The organism is Roseateles subflavus (genome assembly GCF_030285365.1).
Lineage (GTDB): Bacteria > Pseudomonadota > Gammaproteobacteria > Burkholderiales > Burkholderiaceae_C > Roseateles_B > Roseateles_B subflavus.
The window spans coordinates 69,443-88,168 of the sequence record NZ_JASVDS010000006.1; the positions used below are offsets into that span (position 1 = coordinate 69,443).

Consider the following 18,726-nt stretch of genomic DNA (forward strand, 5'->3'; position numbering starts at 1 on the left):
CCTGCGAAATGTCCGGAACTTTGAAATGCCAAGCAGATTCCACCAGGCCAATGCCAAGGGTTTCCACTAGGGACTCAGCAATTGTGCCATAGCGCCCAGGGCCTCTCGCATTCTGCTGCCTACCTGCTGAAAGCCATGGATCCATGTTGTGCAAGAGCGACATGCCAGCCGACATAGAATCAACGCTTCCCGTCCGACCCAGATTCGGCGCCGGTTCGCTCCGTGCGCCGCAACGCGCATGACTCAGTTCGCCAAGGAAACCCTGCCCATCAGCCTCGAAGAGGAGATGCGGCGCTCATACCTCGACTACGCCATGAGCGTGATCGTGGGGCGCGCCCTCCCCGATGCCCGGGATGGCTTGAAGCCCGTGCACCGGCGTGTGCTGTTCGCGATGAACGAGATGGGCAACACCTACAACGCCAAGTACCGCAAGAGTGCGCAGGCCGTGGGTGAGACGATGGGTAAATACCACCCGCACGGTGACTCCGCCATCTACGACACCATCGTCCGGATGGCCCAGCCTTTCAGCCTGCGACACATGCTGATCGACGGTCAGGGCAACTTCGGCTCCATCGACGGCGACAACGCCGCGGCGATGCGATACACCGAAATCCGCCTGGACAAGATCGCCCATGAAATGCTGGCGGATATCGACAAGGAAACTGTCGATTTCGGCCCGAACTACGACGGCAGCCATAAAGAGCCGCTGGTACTGCCGACCCGCCTGCCGAATCTGCTGGTGAATGGTTCCGCGGGTATTGCGGTGGGCATGGCGACGAATATCCCGCCGCACAACCTGAATGAGGTCGTCGACGCCTGCCTGCACGCGCTGAAGAATCCGGACTGCTCGATCGACGAGCTGATGGAGATCATCCCCGCGCCGGACTTCCCGACCGCCGGCATCATCTACGGCCTGTCCGGCGTGCGCGACGGCTACCGCACCGGCCGCGGCCGCGTCGTGATGCGCGCGAAGGTCCATTTCGAGGACATCGACAAGGGCAACCGCCAGGCGATCATCGTTGACGAGATCCCCTACCAGGTCAACAAGAAGTCCCTGCTGGAGCGCATCGCCGAGCTGGTCCACGAGAAGAAGATCGAGGGCATCAGCCACATCCAGGACGAGTCGGACAAGTCCGGCATGCGCGTGGTGATCGAGCTCAAGCGCGGCGAAGTGCCCGAGGTGGTGCTGAACAACCTGTACAAGCAGACGCAGCTGCAGGACACCTTCGGCATCAACATGGTCGCCCTGATCGACGGCCAGCCCAAGCTGTGCAACCTGAAGGACCTGGTGACGGTCTTCCTGGAGCACCGCCGCGAAGTGGTGACCCGCCGCACGGTGTTCGAGCTGCGCAAGGCGCGCGAGCGCGGCCACGTGCTGGAAGGCCTGGCCGTCGCGCTGGCCAACATCGACGAGTTCATCGAGACCATCAAGACCTCGCCGACGCCGCCCGTCGCCAAGGCCGCGCTGATGGCCAAGAGCTGGGATTCCTCGCTGGTGCGCGAGATGCTGTCCCGCGCCGAGAACGAGACCACCGGCGGCCGCAATGCCTACCGCCCCGAAGGCCTGCCGGCGCAGTACGGCATGCAGCCCGACGGCCTCTACCGCCTCTCCGACGACCAGGCCAGCGAAATCCTGCAGATGCGTCTGCAGCGCCTGACCGGCCTCGAGCAGGACAAGATCGTCGGCGAGTACAAGGACGTGATGGCCCAGATCGCCGATCTGCTGCACATCCTGGCCACGCCCTCGCGCGTGACCACCATCATCAGCGAGGAGCTGATCCAGCTGCGCCAGGAGTTCGGCCAGACCAAGCTGGGCGCCCGCCGCAGCGTGATCGAGCGCAACGCGCAGGAGCTGGGCACCGAGGACCTCATCACCCCGACCGACATGGTCGTGACGCTGTCCCACACCGGATACATCAAGAGCCAGGCGCTGAGCGAGTACCGCGCCCAGCGCCGCGGCGGCCGCGGCAAGCAGGCCGCCGCCACGAAGGACGACGACTGGATCGACCAGCTCTTCATCGCCAACACGCACGACTGGATCCTGTGCTTCTCGAACCGCGGCCGCGTGTACTGGCTCAAGGTCTGGGAAGTGCCGCAGGGCTCGCGCAATTCGCGCGGCAAGCCCATCGTGAACATGTTCCCGCTGCAGCAGGACGAGAAGATCACCGTCGTGCTGCCGCTGACCGGCGAGTTCCGCACCTTCCCGGAAGATCACTTCATCTTCATGGCCACGGCCCTGGGCACGGTGAAGAAGACCTCGCTGAAGGACTTCAGCAATCCGCGCAAGGCCGGCATCATCGCCGTGGACCTCGATGACGGCGACTTCCTCATCGGCGCCGCGCTCACCGACGGCAAGCACGATGTCATGCTGTTCAGCGACGGCGGCAAGGCCGTCCGCTTCGACGAGGACGACGTCCGTCCGATGGGTCGCCAGGCCCGCGGCGTGCGCGGCATGATGCTCGAGCCCGAGCAGCGCCTGATCGCGATGCTCGTGGCCGAGGACGAAAGCCAGAGCGTGCTGACCGCCACGGAGAACGGCTACGGCAAGCGCACCTCGATCATCGAGTACACCCGCCATGGCCGCGGCACCAAGGGCATGATCGCCATCCAGCAGAGCGAGCGCAACGGCCGGGTGGTCGCGGCGACGCTGGTGCGTCCGGAAGACGAGATCATGCTGATCACCGACAAGGGCGTGCTGGTGCGCACCCGCGTCGCAGAGATCCGCGAGCTCGGCCGCGCCACCCAGGGTGTCACGCTGATCGCGCTCGATGACGGCGCGAAGCTGTCGGGCCTGCAGCGCATCGTCGAGAACGATGCCAACGAGGCCAGCAATGAATCCGGCAGCGATGCCGCAGACGACGGCAGCGCAGACGCGGCCGACGACCAGGACTCCACCAAGGAATGAACGTGAAGGCACCCCGCATGAACGCAATCAAGCTGCTCGCAGCCGTCGCTACCCTGGCCTGCGCGAGCGTCGCGATCGCCCAGGGGCCTGCCCCCGCTCCCGCCACCAGCTCGCCGGCCAAGAAGGAGCTGATCGCCAAGCTGCTGCAGCATCAGCAGCAGGGCGTGGACATGCTGGCCCGCAACATGCTGCAGGCGCCCGTGGCCCAGCTGATGCAGGGTGCCGGCGGCATGCTCAAGCAGATGCCCGCGGACAAGCGTGAGGCGGCCGCGAAGGCCATCGAGGCCGACGTCAAGAAGTTCATCGACGAGAACGCCCCCTTCCTGCGCGACAAGGCCACCAAGCTGGCCCCGAGCACCGTGGGCGCCATCCTCGACGAGAAGTTCACCGAGGACGAGCTCAAGCAGGTCGTGGCCTGGATGGACTCGCCCGTGAGCAAGAAGTTCGCCCAGCTGGGCCCGGACATGCAGAAGGCCCTGGGCGACAAGCTGCTGGCCGACAACGGCGCCCTGCTGGACACCCGCTTCAATGCCCTGCAGCAAAGCGTGGCCAAGCACCTGGGCGTGTCCGTGCCCGGCGCCGCCAGCAGCCCCGCGGCGAACAAGAACTCGCCCAAGAAGTAATCCCGCGCCCCGCGCCACGCCTCGCCCTCATGCCATGACCCGACGCCCGTTCAATTTCTCCGCCGGACCCGCTGCCCTGCCCGAAGAGGTGCTGCAGCAAGTCGCCCGCGAGATGCTGGACTGGCACGGCTCGGGCATGAGCGTGATGGAGATGAGCCACCGCGGCAAGGAGTTCATCGCCATCTGCGAGCAGGCCGAAGCCGACCTGCGCGAGCTGCTGGCCGTGCCGAGCCACTTCCGCATCCTCTTCATGCAGGGCGGTGGCCTGGCCGAGAACGCCATCGTGCCCTTGAACCTCTCGCGCGGCGGGCAGGTGGACTTCGTGGTGACGGGCTCCTGGTCCCGCAAGAGCGCCCAGGAGGCCCGCCGCTACGCCGACGTGCACATCGCGGCGGACGCGTCCCTGAGCGGCGCGGGCGCCATTCCCTCGCCCGCCAGCTGGACGCTGCGCCCAGGCACCTCCTACGTCCACCTGTGCAGCAACGAGACCATCGACGGCCTCGAGTTCCACGCCCTGCCCGACCTCCGGGCCCTGGGCTGCGACGCGCCGCTGGTCATCGACTTCTCCTCGCACGTGCTGTCGCGCCCGGTGGACTGGTCCCGCGTGGGGCTGGCCTTCGGCGGCGCACAGAAGAACATCGGCCCGGCCGGCCTGACGCTGGTCATCGTCCGCGAGGACCTGCTCGGCCGTGCACTGCCCATCTGCCCCTCCGCCTTCGACTACAAGACGGTGGCCGAGGCGCAGTCCATGTACAACACGCCCCCGACGTTCTCCATCTACGTCGCCGGCCTGGTGTTCCAGTGGCTCAAGCGCTTCGAGTACGGCGGCCAGCGTGGACTGGCAGCGATCGAGCAGCGCAACCTCGACAAGGCCACCCTGCTCTACGACGCGCTGGACCGCAGCGCCGTCTTCGAGAACCGGGTCGCGCGCGAGTGCCGTTCGCGCATGAACGTGCCCTTTTTCCTGCGCGGCGCGCACGACACGCCTGCGCTCCATCAAGCCTTCCTGGACGAAGCCCGGGACCGGCAACTGCTGCAACTCAAAGGCCACAAGTCGGTGGGCGGCATGCGGGCGTCCATCTACAACGCGATGAGCCTCGACGGCGTGCATGCCCTCGTGGACTTCCTGAAGGATTTCGAGACCCGTCATGGCTGAGGACAAGCCCCCCGCCCCCGTCGCCAATCCGGCGCTGCTCGCCCTGCGCGACGAGATCGATGCGCTGGACAAGCAGCTGCTGCGCCTGCTGAACGAGCGCGCCCACGTGGCCGAGCAGGTCGGCGAGGTCAAGCGCCGCGAGGGCACGCCCTTCTTCCGGCCCGACCGCGTCGCACAGGTCATCCACAAGATCCAGGCGGCCAACGAAGGCCCGCTGAAGAACGAGCACGTCGCCGCGATCTGGCGCGAGATCATGTCCGCCTGCCTGGCCCTCGAGTCGCCGCAACGCGTGGCCGTGCTCGGCCCGATGGGCACCTTCTGCGAGCAGGCCGCCATCGAGTACTTCGGCGGCGCCGCGGACCTCATCTACTGCAGCAGCTTCGACGAGGTCTTCCATGCGACGGCCAGCGGCAGTGCGCAGTACGGCGTCGTCGGTGTCGAGAACATGACCGAGGGCGTGGTCACGCGCTCGCTGGACCTCTTCCTGCATACGCCCACGCACGTGGTCGGCGAGGTCAGCCTGCTGATCCGCCACAACCTGCTGCGCAAGGAAGACAGCCTGAACGGCATCAAGGTCGTGCTGGCGCACCCGCAGGCGCTGGCCCAGTGCCAGAACTGGATCAGCAAGCACCTGCCCGACGCCGAGCGTCGCGCCGTCTCCAGCAATGCCGAAGGGGCCCGCCTGGCCGCCGAGAACCCCGAGTTCTGCGCCATCGCCAGCGAGCGCGCGGCCACGCTGTTCGGACTTCACATCGTGGCGCATGCCATCCAGGACGAGGCCTACAACCGCACACGCTTCGCCGTGATCACGCTGCCACAGACCATGGCCACGCCGCCCGCCACGGGGCGCGACTGCACGAGCCTGGTCGTCTCCGTCACCAACAAGCCCGGCGCCATGCACGACATGCTGGTGCCGCTGAAGAAGCACGGCGTGTCGATGACGCGACTCGAGTCCCGCCCGGCCCGTACCGGCCAGTGGGAGTACTACTTCTACATCGACCTCGACGGGCACCCGAGCGAACCGAACGTCGCCGCGGCCCTCGAAGAGCTGCGTGCCCTGTGCGCGTTCTACAAGGTCATCGGCGCCTACCCCCGCAAGGGTTGAGCCAAGCAAAGGACACAATGTTCAATCAACTGGGTGTGATCGGCTGTGGATTGATGGGGGGCTCGTTCGCGCTCGCCCTGAAGAAGGCGGGCCTGGTCAAGCGGGTCGTCGGCTACAGCAAGTCCCCCTCGACGACCGAGACCGCCAAGCGTCTCGGCGTGATCGACATCGCGGCCGAATCCGCCCTCCTGGCCGTCGCCAGCTCCGACATCGTGCTGCTGGCCGTGCCCGTGGCCGCCACCGAAGCCACCTTCCGCGCCGTCAAGCACCTGGTCGACCCGAAGGTGCTGATCATGGACGTCGGCTCGACGAAGTGCGACGTCGTCGATGCCGCGCAGCGCGTGCTGGGCAAGCAGGTGAGCGCCTTCGTGCCCTGCCACCCCATCGCCGGCAAGGAGCAGTCCGGCGTGCAGGCCGCCGAGGCCACGCTCTACCAGGGCCGTCAGGTCATCCTCACGCCCCTGCCCCAGACCGACGCCACGCTGATCCAGAAGGCCACCGACGTCTGGTCGGCCCTGGGCTGCCAGGTCCTCAAGATGACGCCGCAGAACCATGACGCCGCCTTCGCCGCCGTCAGCCATCTGCCGCACCTGCTGGCGTACGCCTACTTCAGCACCATTGCCAACCAAGCCGCCGGGCGCGATTACCTCAGCCTGGCGGGACCGGGGTTCCGCGACTTCACCCGCATCGCGGCCAGTGACCCGGCCATCTGGCGCGACATCCTGCTCGCCAACAAGCAGGAAGTGCTGGCCCAGTCCCAGCGCTTCCGGGACATGCTCGCCCGCTTCGAGCAGCTCCTTCAGCAGGACAACGCCCAGGCGCTGGAAGCCATGCTGCAACTGGCCTCGGACGGCCGCTCGCAGTGGCAGATGGGCCAGCTGCCGGGCGCGCGCCCGCGCTGATCCCCTCGGGCACCGGCCCTGCCCGCTGACGATCGTCCGCCCTGCGCCGGCCGCGCCCCGCCTTCACCGCCCCGCCATCGCCGTTTCGCCATGTACAAGATCCCCTTCCTCGACCTGCCGCCCCTGCAGGCCGCCGCCGGCACCGTGCGCCTGCCGGGCTCCAAGAGCATCTCCAACCGCGTCCTGCTGCTGGCCGGCCTGGCCGAGGGCGAGACGCTCATCCAGGACCTCCTGGCCTCCGACGACACCGCCGTGATGCTGGAGGCCCTGCGGCAGCTGGGCTGCGACGTGCGGCAGGACGGCCCGGTGCTGCGCGTGCGTGGCATCGGCGCGCAGCTGAACGACGGCGTGCGCGCCGCGGGGCTGAAGCTCTTCCTCGGCAACGCCGGCACCGCGATGCGCCCGCTGGCCGCTGCGCTGGCGCTGCTGGCTGCGACGCAAGGCGCCACGTTCGAGCTCAGCGGCGTGCCGCGCATGCACGAGCGCCCCATCGGCGACCTCGTCGATGCACTGCGCGAGCTGGGCTGTGAGATCACCTGCCTCGGCCAGGAGGGCTTCCCGCCCCTGCGCCTGGGAGGTCCGACGCCGCTGACGCTGAACGCCCCCGTGCGGGTGCGGGGCGATGTCTCCAGCCAGTTCCTCACCGCGCTGCTGCTGGCGCTGCCGCTGGTGTCGGCCGAGGACGTGGTCATCGAGGTGGTCGGCGAGCTGATCTCCAAGCCCTACATCCACATCACGCTGGAGCTGCTCAAGCGCTTCGGCATCGAGGTCCGACGCGACGGCTGGGAGCGCTTCACGATTCCTGCCGGCAGCCGCTACCGCTCGCCCGGCGAGGTGCACGTCGAGGGCGATGCTTCGTCCGCCTCCTATTTCGTGGCGCTCGGCGCGCTGGCCGGCATCGAGGCCCCCGTGCGCATCGAAGGCGTGGGCACCGCCTCGCTGCAGGGGGACGTCCGCTTCGTGGAGGCTGCCGCGCTGATGGGCGCCACGGTGAGCCAGGGGCCGAACTGGGTGGAGGTGCGCCGCGGCGCCTGGCCGCTCAAGGCCCTGGACCTCGACTGCAACCACATCCCCGACGCCGCCATGACGCTGGCCGTGATGGCACTCTATGCCGACGGCCCCAGCACGTTGCGCAACATCGCAAGCTGGCGCGTGAAGGAGACGGACCGCATCGCCGCCATGGCCACCGAGCTGCAGAAGCTCGGCGCCACGGTCGAGGAAGGCCCGGACTGGCTGCGCGTGAACCCGCTGCACGACTGGAAGCCCGCCAGCATCCACACCTACGACGACCACCGCGTCGCCATGTGCTTCTCGCTGGCCGCCCTGAACCCGCTGGTGACGGACCGCCCGGTGCGGGTGCGCATCGAAGACCCCGCCTGCGTGGCCAAGACCTTCCCGGACTACTTCGAGACGCTGTTCGAGGTGGTGCGGGCCCGCCGCGCCGACATCCCGGTGATCACCATCGACGGTCCCACCGCCTCCGGCAAGGGCACCCTGGCTGACGAGGTCGCCCATGCCCTGGGCTACATCGTCCTGGACTCCGGCGCCCTGTACCGCACGGCCGGCCTCGCCGCCTTCCATGCCGGGGTGAGCCTGGACGACGGCCCGGCGGTCGCGCAGATCGCCGCCACGCTGGACCTGCATTTCCGCAAGGGCCGGGCCATCCTGCAGGGCGAGGACATCACCGACCTCCTGCGCGAGGAAGCCACCGGCCTGATGGCCTCCCAGGTGGCCGCCCACCCGGAGGTGCGCCAGGCACTGCACCAGCTCCAGCTCGATTTCCGCCGCCTGCCCGGTCTCGTGGCCGATGGCCGCGACATGGGCACGGCCGTCTTCCCGGACGCACCGCTGAAGGTATTCCTCACGGCGAGCGCCCAGACGCGCGCCGAGCGGCGCTATAAGCAATTGATTGACAAGGGAATTTCGGCTAATATGGAAAGCTTGCGTTCGGACCTTGAGGCCCGGGATGCGCGCGACAAAGGTCGCGCAGCGTCGCCGCTCAAGCCCGCGCAGGATGCGCAGCTGCTGGACAACTCCGGCCAGACCATCGAGGAATCGAAGGCGCTGGTGCTGGAATGGTGGCAGTCGCGACAGCCCTTCTGAGGCGGCCCACGGGCTGGCAAGGACGGGCCGGATCGGGTCCCCCGGCGATGACAGTTCGCGAACGGGCCCAAGAGATGGCGAGCGGAAGCAATGTGCAGAGGCACGCCATCGCATGAGCGGGCGCACCTGCCCTTCGGACGACAGTCCATCGGGTGCGTCCTGTCTGCAACCTAACCCGCAAGGCAACTTGCACTCACCGTCGGCGCTTCTTCAGAGTTCTTCCTACGCTGTGCTCGCCGATTCAGGAATCAACATGTCCCAAACCCAAACCGCCACCGGCGGCGAATCCTTCGCCGCTCTCTTCGAAGAATCGCTGCAACGCGCTGACATGCGCTCGGGCGAAGTCATCTCGGCCGAAGTCGTCCGTGTTGACTACAACTTCGTGGTGGTGAACGCCGGCCTCAAGTCTGAAGCCTACGTGCCCATCGAAGAGTTCAAGAACGACCAGGGCGAGCTCGAAGTCAACGTCGGCGACTTCGTGTCGGTGGCCATCGACGCCATCGAAAACGGCTACGGCGACACCATCCTGTCGCGCGACAAGGCCAAGCGTCTGGCTTCCTGGCTGAGCCTGGAAACCGCACTGGAGTCTGGCGACTTCGTGACCGGCACCGTCTCCGGCAAGGTCAAGGGCGGCCTGACCGTCCTGGTCAACGGCATCCGCGCCTTCCTGCCCGGTTCGCTGCTGGACACCCGCCCGGTGAAGGACATGAGCCCGTTCGAGGGCAAGACCATGGAATTCAAGGTCATCAAGCTGGACCGCAAGCGCAACAACGTTGTGCTGTCGCGTCGCGCTGTGGTGGAAGCCTCCATGGGTGAAGAGCGCGCCAAGCTGCTGGAAACGCTGTCGGAAGGCGCGATCGTCCAGGGCGTGGTCAAGAACATCACCGAGTACGGTGCGTTCGTGGACCTGGGCGGCATCGACGGCCTGCTGCACATCACCGACATGGCATGGCGCCGTGTCCGCCACCCGAGCGAAGTCGTTCAGGTCGGCCAGGAACTGACCGCTAAGGTCCTGAAGTTCGACGCCGAGAAGAACCGCGTCTCGCTGGGCCTGAAGCAGCTGGGCGACGACCCGTGGTTCGGCGTGTCGCGCCGCTACCCGGCCAACACCCGCCTGTTCGGCAAGGTCACCAACATCGCTGACTACGGCGCGTTCGTCGAGATCGAGCCGGGCATCGAAGGCCTGGTGCACGTCTCCGAAATGGACTGGACCAACAAGAACGTGGCACCTTCCAAGATCGTCTCCCTGGGCGACGAAGTGGAAGTCATGGTCCTGGAAATCGACGAAGACAAGCGTCGCATCTCCCTGGGCATGAAGCAGTGCAAGGCCAATCCGTGGGAAGAGTTCGCTGAGAACGTCAAGCGCGGCGACAAGGTCAAGGGCCCCGTCAAGAGCATCACCGACTTCGGCGTGTTCGTGGGTCTGGCACAAGGCATCGACGGCCTGGTGCACCTGTCCGACCTGTCGTGGAACGAGCCGGGCGAAACCGCCGTTCGCAACTACAAGAAGGGCCAGGAAGTCGAAGCCGTGGTCCTGGCTGTGGATGTCGAGCGCGAGCGCATCTCCCTGGGCATCAAGCAGCTGGACGCTGACCCGTTCACCAGCTACACCTCGATCAACGATCGCGGCATGACCGTGACCGGCAAGGTGAAGACCGTCGACGCCCGTGGCGCCGAGATCGAGCTGGCTGAGGACGTGCTGGGCTACCTGCGCGCTTCGGAAATCTCCCGCGACCGCGTGGAAGACGCCCGCAACGTGCTGAAGGAAGGCGACGAAGTGACGACCCTGATCGTCAACATCGACCGCAAGACCCGCAACATCCAGCTGTCCATCAAGGCCAAGGACAGCGCCGACCAGCAGGAAGCCATGCAGCGCCTGTCGGCTTCGTCCGAGCGTGAAAACGCCGGCACGACCAGCCTGGGCGCCCTGCTGCGTGCCAAGCTGGACAACCAGAACAGCTAATCCCTGTTCCGCGAAGGCCCGGGCTCTGGTAGCCTGGGCCCCAGCTGCCAACGCAGGCTCGCCACTCTCACGGGGGCGAGCCTGTTTTTCTCCCCCGACTGGAATTCCCTCGTCATGACCCGTTCCGATCTCGTCGCGCACCTGGCAGACCGCTTTGGCCAGCTCACGCAGCGTGACACCGAATTCGCCGTCAAGACGATGCTGGACGCCATGTCCGATGCCCTGGCCCGCGGCCACCGCATCGAGATCCGTGGTTTCGGCAGTTTCTCCATCAACCGCCGTCCGCCCCGCATGGGTCGCAACCCGCGCAGCGGCGAGCAGGTCCTGATTCCCGAAAAGCTGGTGCCTCACTTCAAGCCGGGCAAGGCCCTGCGCGAAGCCGTCGATGCCCAGCTGCCTGTCGAGGACGCCGCCGCCTGAGTCGCGCGCCCGTGGGCCCACGAGCCGGCCCGCCCGACAGCCTGAAACGAGATGCGGACGCCACAGTCCCCCCTCGCCTCCTCAGACTTTGCGAGCCGCGCCGCCTCCAAGGCTGACGCCCCCGCCCTCGCCCCTTAGAATCCGCCACGATGCGATTCATCGTCCGGCTCTTCTGGGCCTTCATCTTCTTCGCCCTGTTTTCCTTCGCGCTGAACAACAGCCAGGAGGTTGCCGTGCATTGGTTCTTCGGCCATGCCTGGCACTCGCCACTGGTGATCGTGGTGCTGCTGAGCTTTGGCCTCGGCTGTGCCTTCGGCGTGCTGGCCATGGTACCGGCCTGGTGGCGCCACCGCCGCGCAGCCACGCGCCAGATCGAGGCCCAGCAGAGCACCCTGGCAACCCCTGACCCCCTGGCCACGCCGGGCGTGCATGATGGGCTTTGAACTCAGCGCCCTCCTCGTCGCCCTGCCCCTGGTCTTCGCCCTTGGCTGGCTGGCCTCCAAGCTGGACTCCCGCCAATGGAAGCGCGAGCAGCGTGACGCACCCAAGGCCTATTTCAAGGGCCTGAACCTGCTGCTCAACGAACAGCAGGACAAGGCCATCGATGCCTTCATCGAGGCCGTGCAGGCCGACCCCGACACCTCCGAGCTGCACTTTGCGCTGGGCAATCTCTTCCGCCGCCGAGGCGAGTACGAGCGGGCCGTGCGCGTGCACCAGCACCTGCTGCAGCGGGGTGATCTGCCCCAGGCCGAGCGCGACCGCGCGCAGCACGCCCTCGCCCAGGACTTCTACAAGGCCGGCCTCTTCGATCGCGCCGAGGAAGCCTTCGCGGCCCTGCGGGGCACGCGCTTCGAGAGCGAGGCCGAGCTCGCCCTGTTGTCGCTCTATGAACGCTCCCGCGAATGGCGCAAGGCCGCCGATGTGGCCCGCCACCTGGAACAGGGCGGCACCGGCTCCTTCGCCTCACGCATCGCCCACTACCTCTGCGAGCAGGCCCTCGAGGCCCAGGCGCGCAACCAGGACACCGAGGCGCACGCCCTGCTTGCCGAGGCCCGCCAGGTGGCGCCGCAGTCCGCGCGCGCCCACGTCCTGGCCGGTCAGCTGCTGAGCCGGCGCGAGCAGCACGAGCAGGCCATGGCCGCCTACGCCGAGCTGCTGGCCGTCAACCCGGAGTCCTTCAACCTCGTCGCCCGCGACTACGCCCAGGCGGCGGCCCAGACCGGCCGGCAGGCGGAAGCCCTGGGAGCGCTGCAGGCCCAGTACCAGCGCCATCCCAGCATGCACCTGCTGCAGGCCCTGGCGCTGCTGGAACCGGAAGGGGAGGCCCAGCGCCGCCGCCTGCGCCAGCATCTGCAGGCTGAGCCCGCGCTCTCTGCTGCTCGTGCCCTGCTGGCACAGTCGCAGTCCCGGCTGAGTGAGGACGAAGCCCCGCTGGTGGCCGGCGCCCTGGACAAGGCCGTCCGCCCCCTGCAGCGTTACCGCTGCGCCGCCTGCGGCTTTGAAGCGCAGCACTATTTCTGGCAGTGCCCTGGTTGCCTCAACTGGGACACCTACCCGCCTCGCCACGTCGAGGAACTCTGATGAGCCCTTCCCAAGCAGCGAGCGATCGCGTCATCCTGTGCATGAAGTGGGGGACCAAGTACGGCCCCGAGTACGTGAATCGCCTTTACGGCATGGTGGCACGGCATCTGCAAGGCCCCTTCCGCTTCGTGTGCCTCACCGACCGCAGCGAAGGCATCCGCCCGGAAGTGCAATGCCTGCCGATCCCCGAGCTGAAGCTGCCGGCCGGCATTCCGGAGCGCGGCTGGACCAAACTCACCACCTTCGAAGCCGATCTCCATGGCCTGCAGGGCACGGCGCTGTTTCTCGACCTTGATGTCGTGATCGTCGACGACATCACGCCCTTCTTCGAGGTGCCGGGCGAGTTCCTCATCATCCATGACTGGAAGCGGCCCTGGCGCATCACTGGCAATTCCTCGGTCTACCGCTTCCAGCTCGGCGCCCACGCTGACGTGCTGGCGAAGTTCCGCCGCGAGCACGAGGCCATCCGCGCCAAGTTCCGCAACGAGCAGGCCTACCTCTCCGACGAGATCCATCAGCAGGGCAAGCTTCAGTACTGGGACGCCGCCTGGTGCGCCAGCTACAAGTACCACTGCATCCCGACCTGGCCCAGCAACTACTGGAAGCCGCCGCACATTCCCCAGGGCGCACGCATCCTTATCTTCCACGGCGTGATGAATCCGCCGGACGCCCTGGCAGGCCGCAGCAACGGCAACTGGCGCAAGGCCAAGCCGGCGGCCTGGATCGCCGACCACTGGCGCGAATGACGCTCGCCACCGGGCTGCTGCTCCTGCCCCTGGGCCTGCTGGCGCTCGTGCTGCTGGCCCTGGGCTGGGAGCTGCTGCGCCTGCTGCGCGCCCAGGCGCCCACGGAGGTTCGCAGCCTGCTCGTGGGCGGCGCCGCGCCGCTGGGCGGGCGGGCCATCGGCGCGGCCGCGGGTGCGCGCGCCGAGGCACCGCCCGATGCCGCGCCCGGTCTGGCCTCGGGATCGACGTCCGCCACGGCCTCCGCCATCCCCCGGGTTCTCTGGAGCTACTGGAACAGCGACACGCTGCCGCCTCTGATTCAGGCGTGCGCCGACAACTGGCGCACCCAGGCCCCGGATCACGAGCTGCGTTTCCTGACGCCCGCGACGCTGCGCCCCTGGCTGCCCGAGGGCACGGACACCGCGCTGCTGGAACGCCTGCCCCCGTTCCGCCAGGCCGACTGGCTGCGCCTGCAGCTGCTGCAGGCGCATGGCGGGATCTGGATCGACGCCTCCACGGTGCTCACCGGCCCGCTGGACTGGGTCCATGAGCAGCAGGCGCGCAGCCGTGCCGAGTTCGTCGGCTTCTACATCGACCGCCTGAGCCGCCGCATCGATCAGCCCATGGTCGAAAACTGGTTCCTGGCCGCGGTGCCAGGCAGCCGGTTCATGGCCGATCTCAATGCCGAGTTCGTGCGCGCCCTCGAGATGGGCGAGGCCCGCTATCTGCAGGCCTTGCGCGACACTGGCCGCTTCGAGCGGGTGATCCAGGCCATTGATCCCAGCCTGCACGAGTACCTCATCATGCACGTGGCGGCCTCCTCGCTGCTGGACGCCGGCGCCGAACGCTACCGACTGCAACTGCAGCGCGCCGAGGACAGTGCCTTTGCCCTCCAGCAGGCCCTGGCCTGGAAGAAGCGGCATCTGTACGTCCGGCTGGCGCTGATGCGGGAGCCCCGGCGCGTGCCGGCACTCGTGAAGCTGCGCGGCAATGACCGCCGCACGCTGGAGTCCCAGCTGCGCAAGCGCCCGCTGCGCCCCGGCAGCCTGCTGGCCCGCTACCTCCCCACCCTGCCCCGACAGCTGAACTGACCCCGACATGAGCACTGCCCCCGCCCCCTGGCTGAGCCTGCTGGTGCCGGTCTACAACGTCGCCGAATGGCTCCCTGCCTGCCTGGACTCCATCGGCAGTCAGGACCTGCGCGGCGTCGAGCTGCTGCTGCTGGACGACTGCGCCACCGACGCCTCGCCGGCCCTGGCGCAGGACTGGCTGCAGCGCCATCCCGAGCTGGACGCCCGTCTGCTGCGCCATGAGCGCAACCAGGGCCTCAGCGCTGCACGCAACCACCTCCTCGAGGCCGCACGCGGCGACTACGTCTGGTTCCTGGACTCCGACGACGTGCTCACCCCCGGGGCCATCGCCTCGCTCCGGCGAACGCTCGACCGCCAGCCGGTGGATCTGGTGCTGTGCGACTTCGCCTATCTGCGGGCGCAGCCCAAGCTGAAGCACCGCCTGCGCGGCGAGCAGCACGTCCGCACCTTCGCCGGACCCTCGAACGCACCTCTCACTGACACCCCTGGCCTGCTGACCGGCCTGCTCGAGCTGGGCTATCTGCACAGCTGGAGCAAGGTCGCCCGCCGCTCACTGTGGAGCGACGACCTGCGCTTCCCCGTCGGGCGCACCTTCGAGGACATGGCAAGCACGCCGGACCTCGCGATGCGCGCCCGCAGCCATATCCATGTGCCGGAGGTCTGGATCGGCTATCGGCAGCGCGCCGGCAGCATCCTGGCAGGCGCCTCGCTGAACAAGACCGATGACATGATGCGGGCGCTGCATGACCTGCCGCAGCGGCTGCACCCTTACAGCGAGTCGGAGGCCGGCGTGCGCTTCGCCGCCTCCCATTTCGCGGCACGCAGCTTCATCGGCGCCGTCCGTTTTGCGAGCCGCCAGAGCGATGCCGAGCGGATGGGGCACTACTGCCAGGCCTTCCTCGCCGCGCTGTGCATGCCCCTGGATGACCTGATGGCCCAGTACCTGCGGCGCGGATGGTGGTGGCGGGCGCTGCGTCTGCGTCACTGGCTGTCGCGCAGCGCAGCGACGCCAAGGCCCGGCTGACGAGCTCCGCAGCCCTGGATGGGCCTGGAGCTCCATGAAACGGCCCGCCGCCGCGGCTCGCCTGCGCCTCAGATCGACGCCAGCAGCGCCTGGTAGCGCAGACGCATCAGGTCGAGGCCGTGGGCCTGCACGGCCTGGGCACGGGCAGCCTGCGACAGCTGGGGGCCGAGGCCCGATTCGCTGAACACGCGCTCCAGCGCCAGGGCCAGCGAGGCCGGATCCGACTCCGGCACCAGCAGGCCGGTGCGGCCATGCTCGATCACGCCCTCCACGCCCGGCACGTCCGAGGCGATGCAAGCACAGCCGGCGGCCATGGCCTCGACCAGCGCCAGCGGCATGCCTTCCCAGTGCGTCGCCAGCACGAAGACCGCCGAGTTCATCAGGAGCTTGGGCATTTCCGAGTGGTGCCCCAGGAACTGCACCTGCTTCTCCAGGCCCAGGCGATGGACTTCGTCCTCGCACTCCTTGCGGTAGCCGTCCTTGCCGGCGCCGGCCAGCAGCAGCGGCAACTTCAGGCCGCGCTGGTTGAGGATCGCCACGGCGCGGATCAGCGTCTTCTGGTCCTTCTGCCGCGCGAAGCGGGCCGACATCACGATGCAGGCCTGGCGCTGGGCAAAGCCGCGAATCTTGGATTCGGGGAACTTGGAGAGATCGATGCCGTTGGGAATCGCGTAGCTGCGCTCCTCCGGGAAGCCCAGTTCGACCAGGCGGCGGCGCACGCCCTCGGAGACCCCGATGAAGCGCGCCGTGTGCTTGGCGAGCCAGTGCGACTGCATGAGCCGCCAGCGGTTGTAGCGCTCACGGGTGTTGTGCTCCACATGCACCAGCGTCGGGACGCCGGCCAGCCAGCCCGCCAGCCGGCCCCAGATGTGGTCGCTGAAGCCGTGTGCCACCAGGACGTCCGGTTTCATCTGCTTGCAAAGACGGTACAGCGCCCAGACCGTCGCCGTGTGGGACCACCCCGGCACCACATGGACGTCGATCCCGCGCTCCTGCAGGTCCAGCAGGCGCTTGGCATCAGTGTTGCGTTTACGACGCAGCACGAGCACCGCCCGCATGCCGCTGTTGGGCGTCTTGGCGGCGTTGCACAGATCCACGGCCACCTGCGTCGCGCCGGAGAAGCCCCCGGTGACGAAGTGCATGACCACCTGCTCCTGGATGGGCAGGGAGCGGGTGAAGGGCTTGGACGAAGAGGAAGAAACATCCGACATGCGAACAGTATAGGCAGGGCCGTCAAGCCAAGGCGATCGGTATTCGCAGCGACAATGCAAGCACATGCAAGCAAGCCCGCCTTCCGCTCCCCATCCTCAGCCCCTGGATAGCCTGCCCCTGACGGCCAGCGCCTCGACGCCGGGCCTGCGCCAGACGGCGCGGCGGCTCCTGCCCTTCTTCTGGCCCCAGCGCTGGGGGTTGGCGCTGACGATGCTCGCCTACTTAGGGGCCGCGGCCACCGAGCCGCTGATCCCGGCCCTGATCCAGCGCGTGTTCGGCGATGGTTTCCGGGCGGACGCGTTCGCGATCGGGTGGGTGCCGGTCGTCCTGATCGGCCTGTTCATCCTGCGCGGCATCTTCAGCTTCCTCGGGCAGTACCTGCTGAACTGGACGAGCTCGCGCACCGTCATGCGCCTGCGCCTCAGCCTCGTGGACGCGCTGCTGCAGGCGGATGCCTCGGTCTACACGAGCCTGCAATCCGGCGTGGCGGTGTCCAAGGTCGTGAACGACCCGCAGCAGATCATGGACCGCCTCTCCACCAGCGTGATCACGATGCTGCGCGACGGCCTGCCCGCGCTCGCGATGCTGGGCTACCTCTTCTACCTGAACTGGCAGCTGACCCTGCTGTCCATGGTCACCACGCCGGTGATGGGCTTCGTCGTGAGCCGCGTCAGCAAGCGCGTGCGCGCCATGGGCAGCGCCGCCTATGACGCCCAGTTGAGCCTCGTGGCCAAGGTGGAGGACATCAGCCGCGCCTGGCGCGTGGTGCGCAGCTTCGACGCCGCCGACCACGAGCGGCAGCGCTTCGAGCAGCTGGCCCGCGAGGCCCAGCGCGCCTCCCTCAAGACGGCCGCGGCCAATGCCTCGGCCCAGCCGCTGTCGCAGTTCGTCGCCAGCATCGGCCTGTCGGTGATCGTGAGCCTGGCCCTGCTGCAGGCCCGGGGCGCTCACACGGGCGTGGGCGAGTTCAGCGCCTTCATCACGGCCCTGCTGCTGCTGACGTCCCGTCTGCGCCACCTCACGGAGGTCAGCCAGCCCATCATCAACGGCCTGGTCATCGCCCAGGGCTGCCTGCAGCTGCTGGACACCCCACGCGAGCAGGACAGCGGCAGTGCCGAGTTCAAGGACTGCCGGGGCGCGCTGCAACTGCAGGCGGTCACCTTGCGCTACCCGAACGCGGACCGGCCGGCGCTGGACCGTCTGGACCTCGACATCCCCGCGGGGCGGACCATCGCACTGGTCGGATCGTCAGGTGCGGGCAAGAGCTCGGTGATCCAGCTGCTGCTGGGCTTCGCGCGCCCGCAGGAGGGCCGCATCCTGCTGGATGGCGCGGACATCGCCGCACACACGCGCGCCAGCCTGCGCCGGCAGTTCGCCGTCGTCTCCCAGGACATCGTGCTGTTCGACGGCAGCATTGCCGACAACATCGCCTACGCCCAGGCCCGTGACGACGCCCGCCTGGAGCAGGTGCTGCGCGCCGCGCATCTCTGGGACTTCGTCTGCCAGCAGCCGCAGGGGCTGGACTGCCCCGTCGGCGCCAATGGCAGCCTGCTCTCCGGCGGCCAGCGCCAGCGCCTCGCCATCGCCCGGGCGCTGTACAAGGAAGCGCCGATCTGGGTCTTCGACGAGGCCACCTCGGCACTCGACACCGAGAGCGAGCGCGCCGTGCAGCAGGCCCTCGAGCAGTGGCAGGGCCGCAAGACGCTCATCGTGATCGCGCATCGCCTCTCGACCATCCGCCATGCGGACTGCATCCACGTGATGAGCCAGGGCCGCGTGGTCGAGAGCGGCACGCACGAGGCCTTGCTGGCCCAGGACGGCCTCTATGCCGGCATGGTGCACGCCCAGCATTGAGCCCCCCGCGCGCAGGCGGCGACGGCTGCTGCGAGCGCTCGCCGCGCTGGCGTTGCTGCCGA

At 68.1% G+C, this 18,726-nt stretch carries 15 protein-coding genes; 14 read left to right on the forward strand and 1 reads right to left on the reverse strand.

The features are described 5' to 3' along the window. Window positions 1–238 precede the first annotated feature (238 nt). The 13 genes from gyrA to QRD43_RS18795 all read left to right on the forward strand — a co-directional run bounded on the left by gyrA (window position 239) and on the right by QRD43_RS18795 (window position 15,598). Entirely contained in the window at window positions 239–2,905 is a 2,667-nt protein-coding gene (gene gyrA, locus QRD43_RS18735) for a DNA gyrase subunit A (RefSeq protein ID WP_285984029.1), read from the forward strand. Between the two features lie 17 nt (window positions 2,906–2,922). Beyond that, window positions 2,923–3,528, forward strand: a complete 606-nt coding sequence (locus QRD43_RS18740) for a DUF2059 domain-containing protein (protein ID WP_285984030.1) — start codon at window positions 2,923–2,925, stop codon at window positions 3,526–3,528. A gap of 34 nt (window positions 3,529–3,562) precedes the next feature. After that, the gene (gene serC / locus QRD43_RS18745; protein WP_285984031.1) at window positions 3,563–4,684 is read left to right on the forward strand and encodes a 3-phosphoserine/phosphohydroxythreonine transaminase; all 1,122 of its coding nucleotides are present in this window, start codon (window positions 3,563–3,565) and stop codon (window positions 4,682–4,684) included. After that, window positions 4,677–5,789, forward strand: coding sequence for a prephenate dehydratase (gene pheA, locus QRD43_RS18750; RefSeq protein ID WP_285984032.1), 1,113 nt, complete (start codon window positions 4,677–4,679; stop codon window positions 5,787–5,789). The genes serC and pheA overlap by 8 nt, the downstream gene beginning before the upstream one ends. Before the next feature lie 17 nt (window positions 5,790–5,806). After that, entirely contained in the window at window positions 5,807–6,691 is an 885-nt protein-coding gene (locus QRD43_RS18755) for a prephenate dehydrogenase (protein WP_285984033.1), read from the forward strand. A 90-nt stretch (window positions 6,692–6,781) separates the two neighbouring features. After that, window positions 6,782–8,794 carry a bifunctional 3-phosphoshikimate 1-carboxyvinyltransferase/cytidylate kinase gene (locus tag QRD43_RS18760; RefSeq protein ID WP_285984034.1) on the forward strand — a complete coding sequence of 671 codons (2,013 nt, stop codon included), beginning with the start codon at window positions 6,782–6,784 and terminating at the stop codon, window positions 8,792–8,794. Between the two features lie 253 nt (window positions 8,795–9,047). Continuing rightward, complete coding sequence (rpsA, locus tag QRD43_RS18765; RefSeq protein ID WP_285984035.1) at window positions 9,048–10,757, forward strand: 30S ribosomal protein S1; 1,710 nt, start codon at window positions 9,048–9,050, stop codon at window positions 10,755–10,757. A 114-nt stretch (window positions 10,758–10,871) separates the two neighbouring features. After that, window positions 10,872–11,177 carry an integration host factor subunit beta gene (locus QRD43_RS18770; RefSeq protein WP_285984036.1) on the forward strand — a complete coding sequence of 102 codons (306 nt, stop codon included), beginning with the start codon at window positions 10,872–10,874 and terminating at the stop codon, window positions 11,175–11,177. Window positions 11,178–11,326: 149 nt separating this feature from the next. Then, window positions 11,327–11,620: a LapA family protein gene (locus QRD43_RS18775; protein WP_285984037.1), complete on the forward strand. Its 294-nt coding sequence runs from the start codon at window positions 11,327–11,329 to the stop codon at window positions 11,618–11,620. After that, complete coding sequence (lapB, locus tag QRD43_RS18780) at window positions 11,610–12,758, forward strand: lipopolysaccharide assembly protein LapB (protein WP_285984194.1); 1,149 nt, start codon at window positions 11,610–11,612, stop codon at window positions 12,756–12,758. Before QRD43_RS18775 ends, lapB begins: the two co-directional genes overlap by 11 nt. Further along, on the forward strand, window positions 12,758–13,504 hold the full coding sequence (locus QRD43_RS18785) for a glycosyltransferase (RefSeq protein WP_285984038.1): 747 nt from the start codon (window positions 12,758–12,760) through the stop codon (window positions 13,502–13,504). Before lapB ends, QRD43_RS18785 begins: the two co-directional genes overlap by 1 nt. Then, the gene (locus QRD43_RS18790; RefSeq protein ID WP_285984039.1) at window positions 13,501–14,574 is read left to right on the forward strand and encodes a glycosyltransferase family 32 protein; all 1,074 of its coding nucleotides are present in this window, start codon (window positions 13,501–13,503) and stop codon (window positions 14,572–14,574) included. Before QRD43_RS18785 ends, QRD43_RS18790 begins: the two co-directional genes overlap by 4 nt. Window positions 14,575–14,581: 7 nt before the next feature. Next, window positions 14,582–15,598, forward strand: coding sequence for a glycosyltransferase family 2 protein (locus QRD43_RS18795; RefSeq protein WP_285984040.1), 1,017 nt, complete (start codon window positions 14,582–14,584; stop codon window positions 15,596–15,598). 68 nt (window positions 15,599–15,666) lie between these two features. On the opposite strand, the gene QRD43_RS18800 is transcribed toward QRD43_RS18795, so the two are convergent. Next, on the reverse strand, window positions 15,667–16,809 hold the full coding sequence (locus QRD43_RS18800) for a glycosyltransferase (protein ID WP_285984041.1): 1,143 nt from the start codon (window positions 16,807–16,809) through the stop codon (window positions 15,667–15,669). A gap of 64 nt (window positions 16,810–16,873) precedes the next feature. Here QRD43_RS18800 and msbA point away from each other — a divergent pair, with 64 nt between their 5' ends. Continuing rightward, entirely contained in the window at window positions 16,874–18,664 is a 1,791-nt protein-coding gene (gene msbA / locus QRD43_RS18805; protein ID WP_285984042.1) for a lipid A export permease/ATP-binding protein MsbA, read from the forward strand. The last annotated feature ends 62 nt before the right edge of the window (window positions 18,665–18,726 follow it).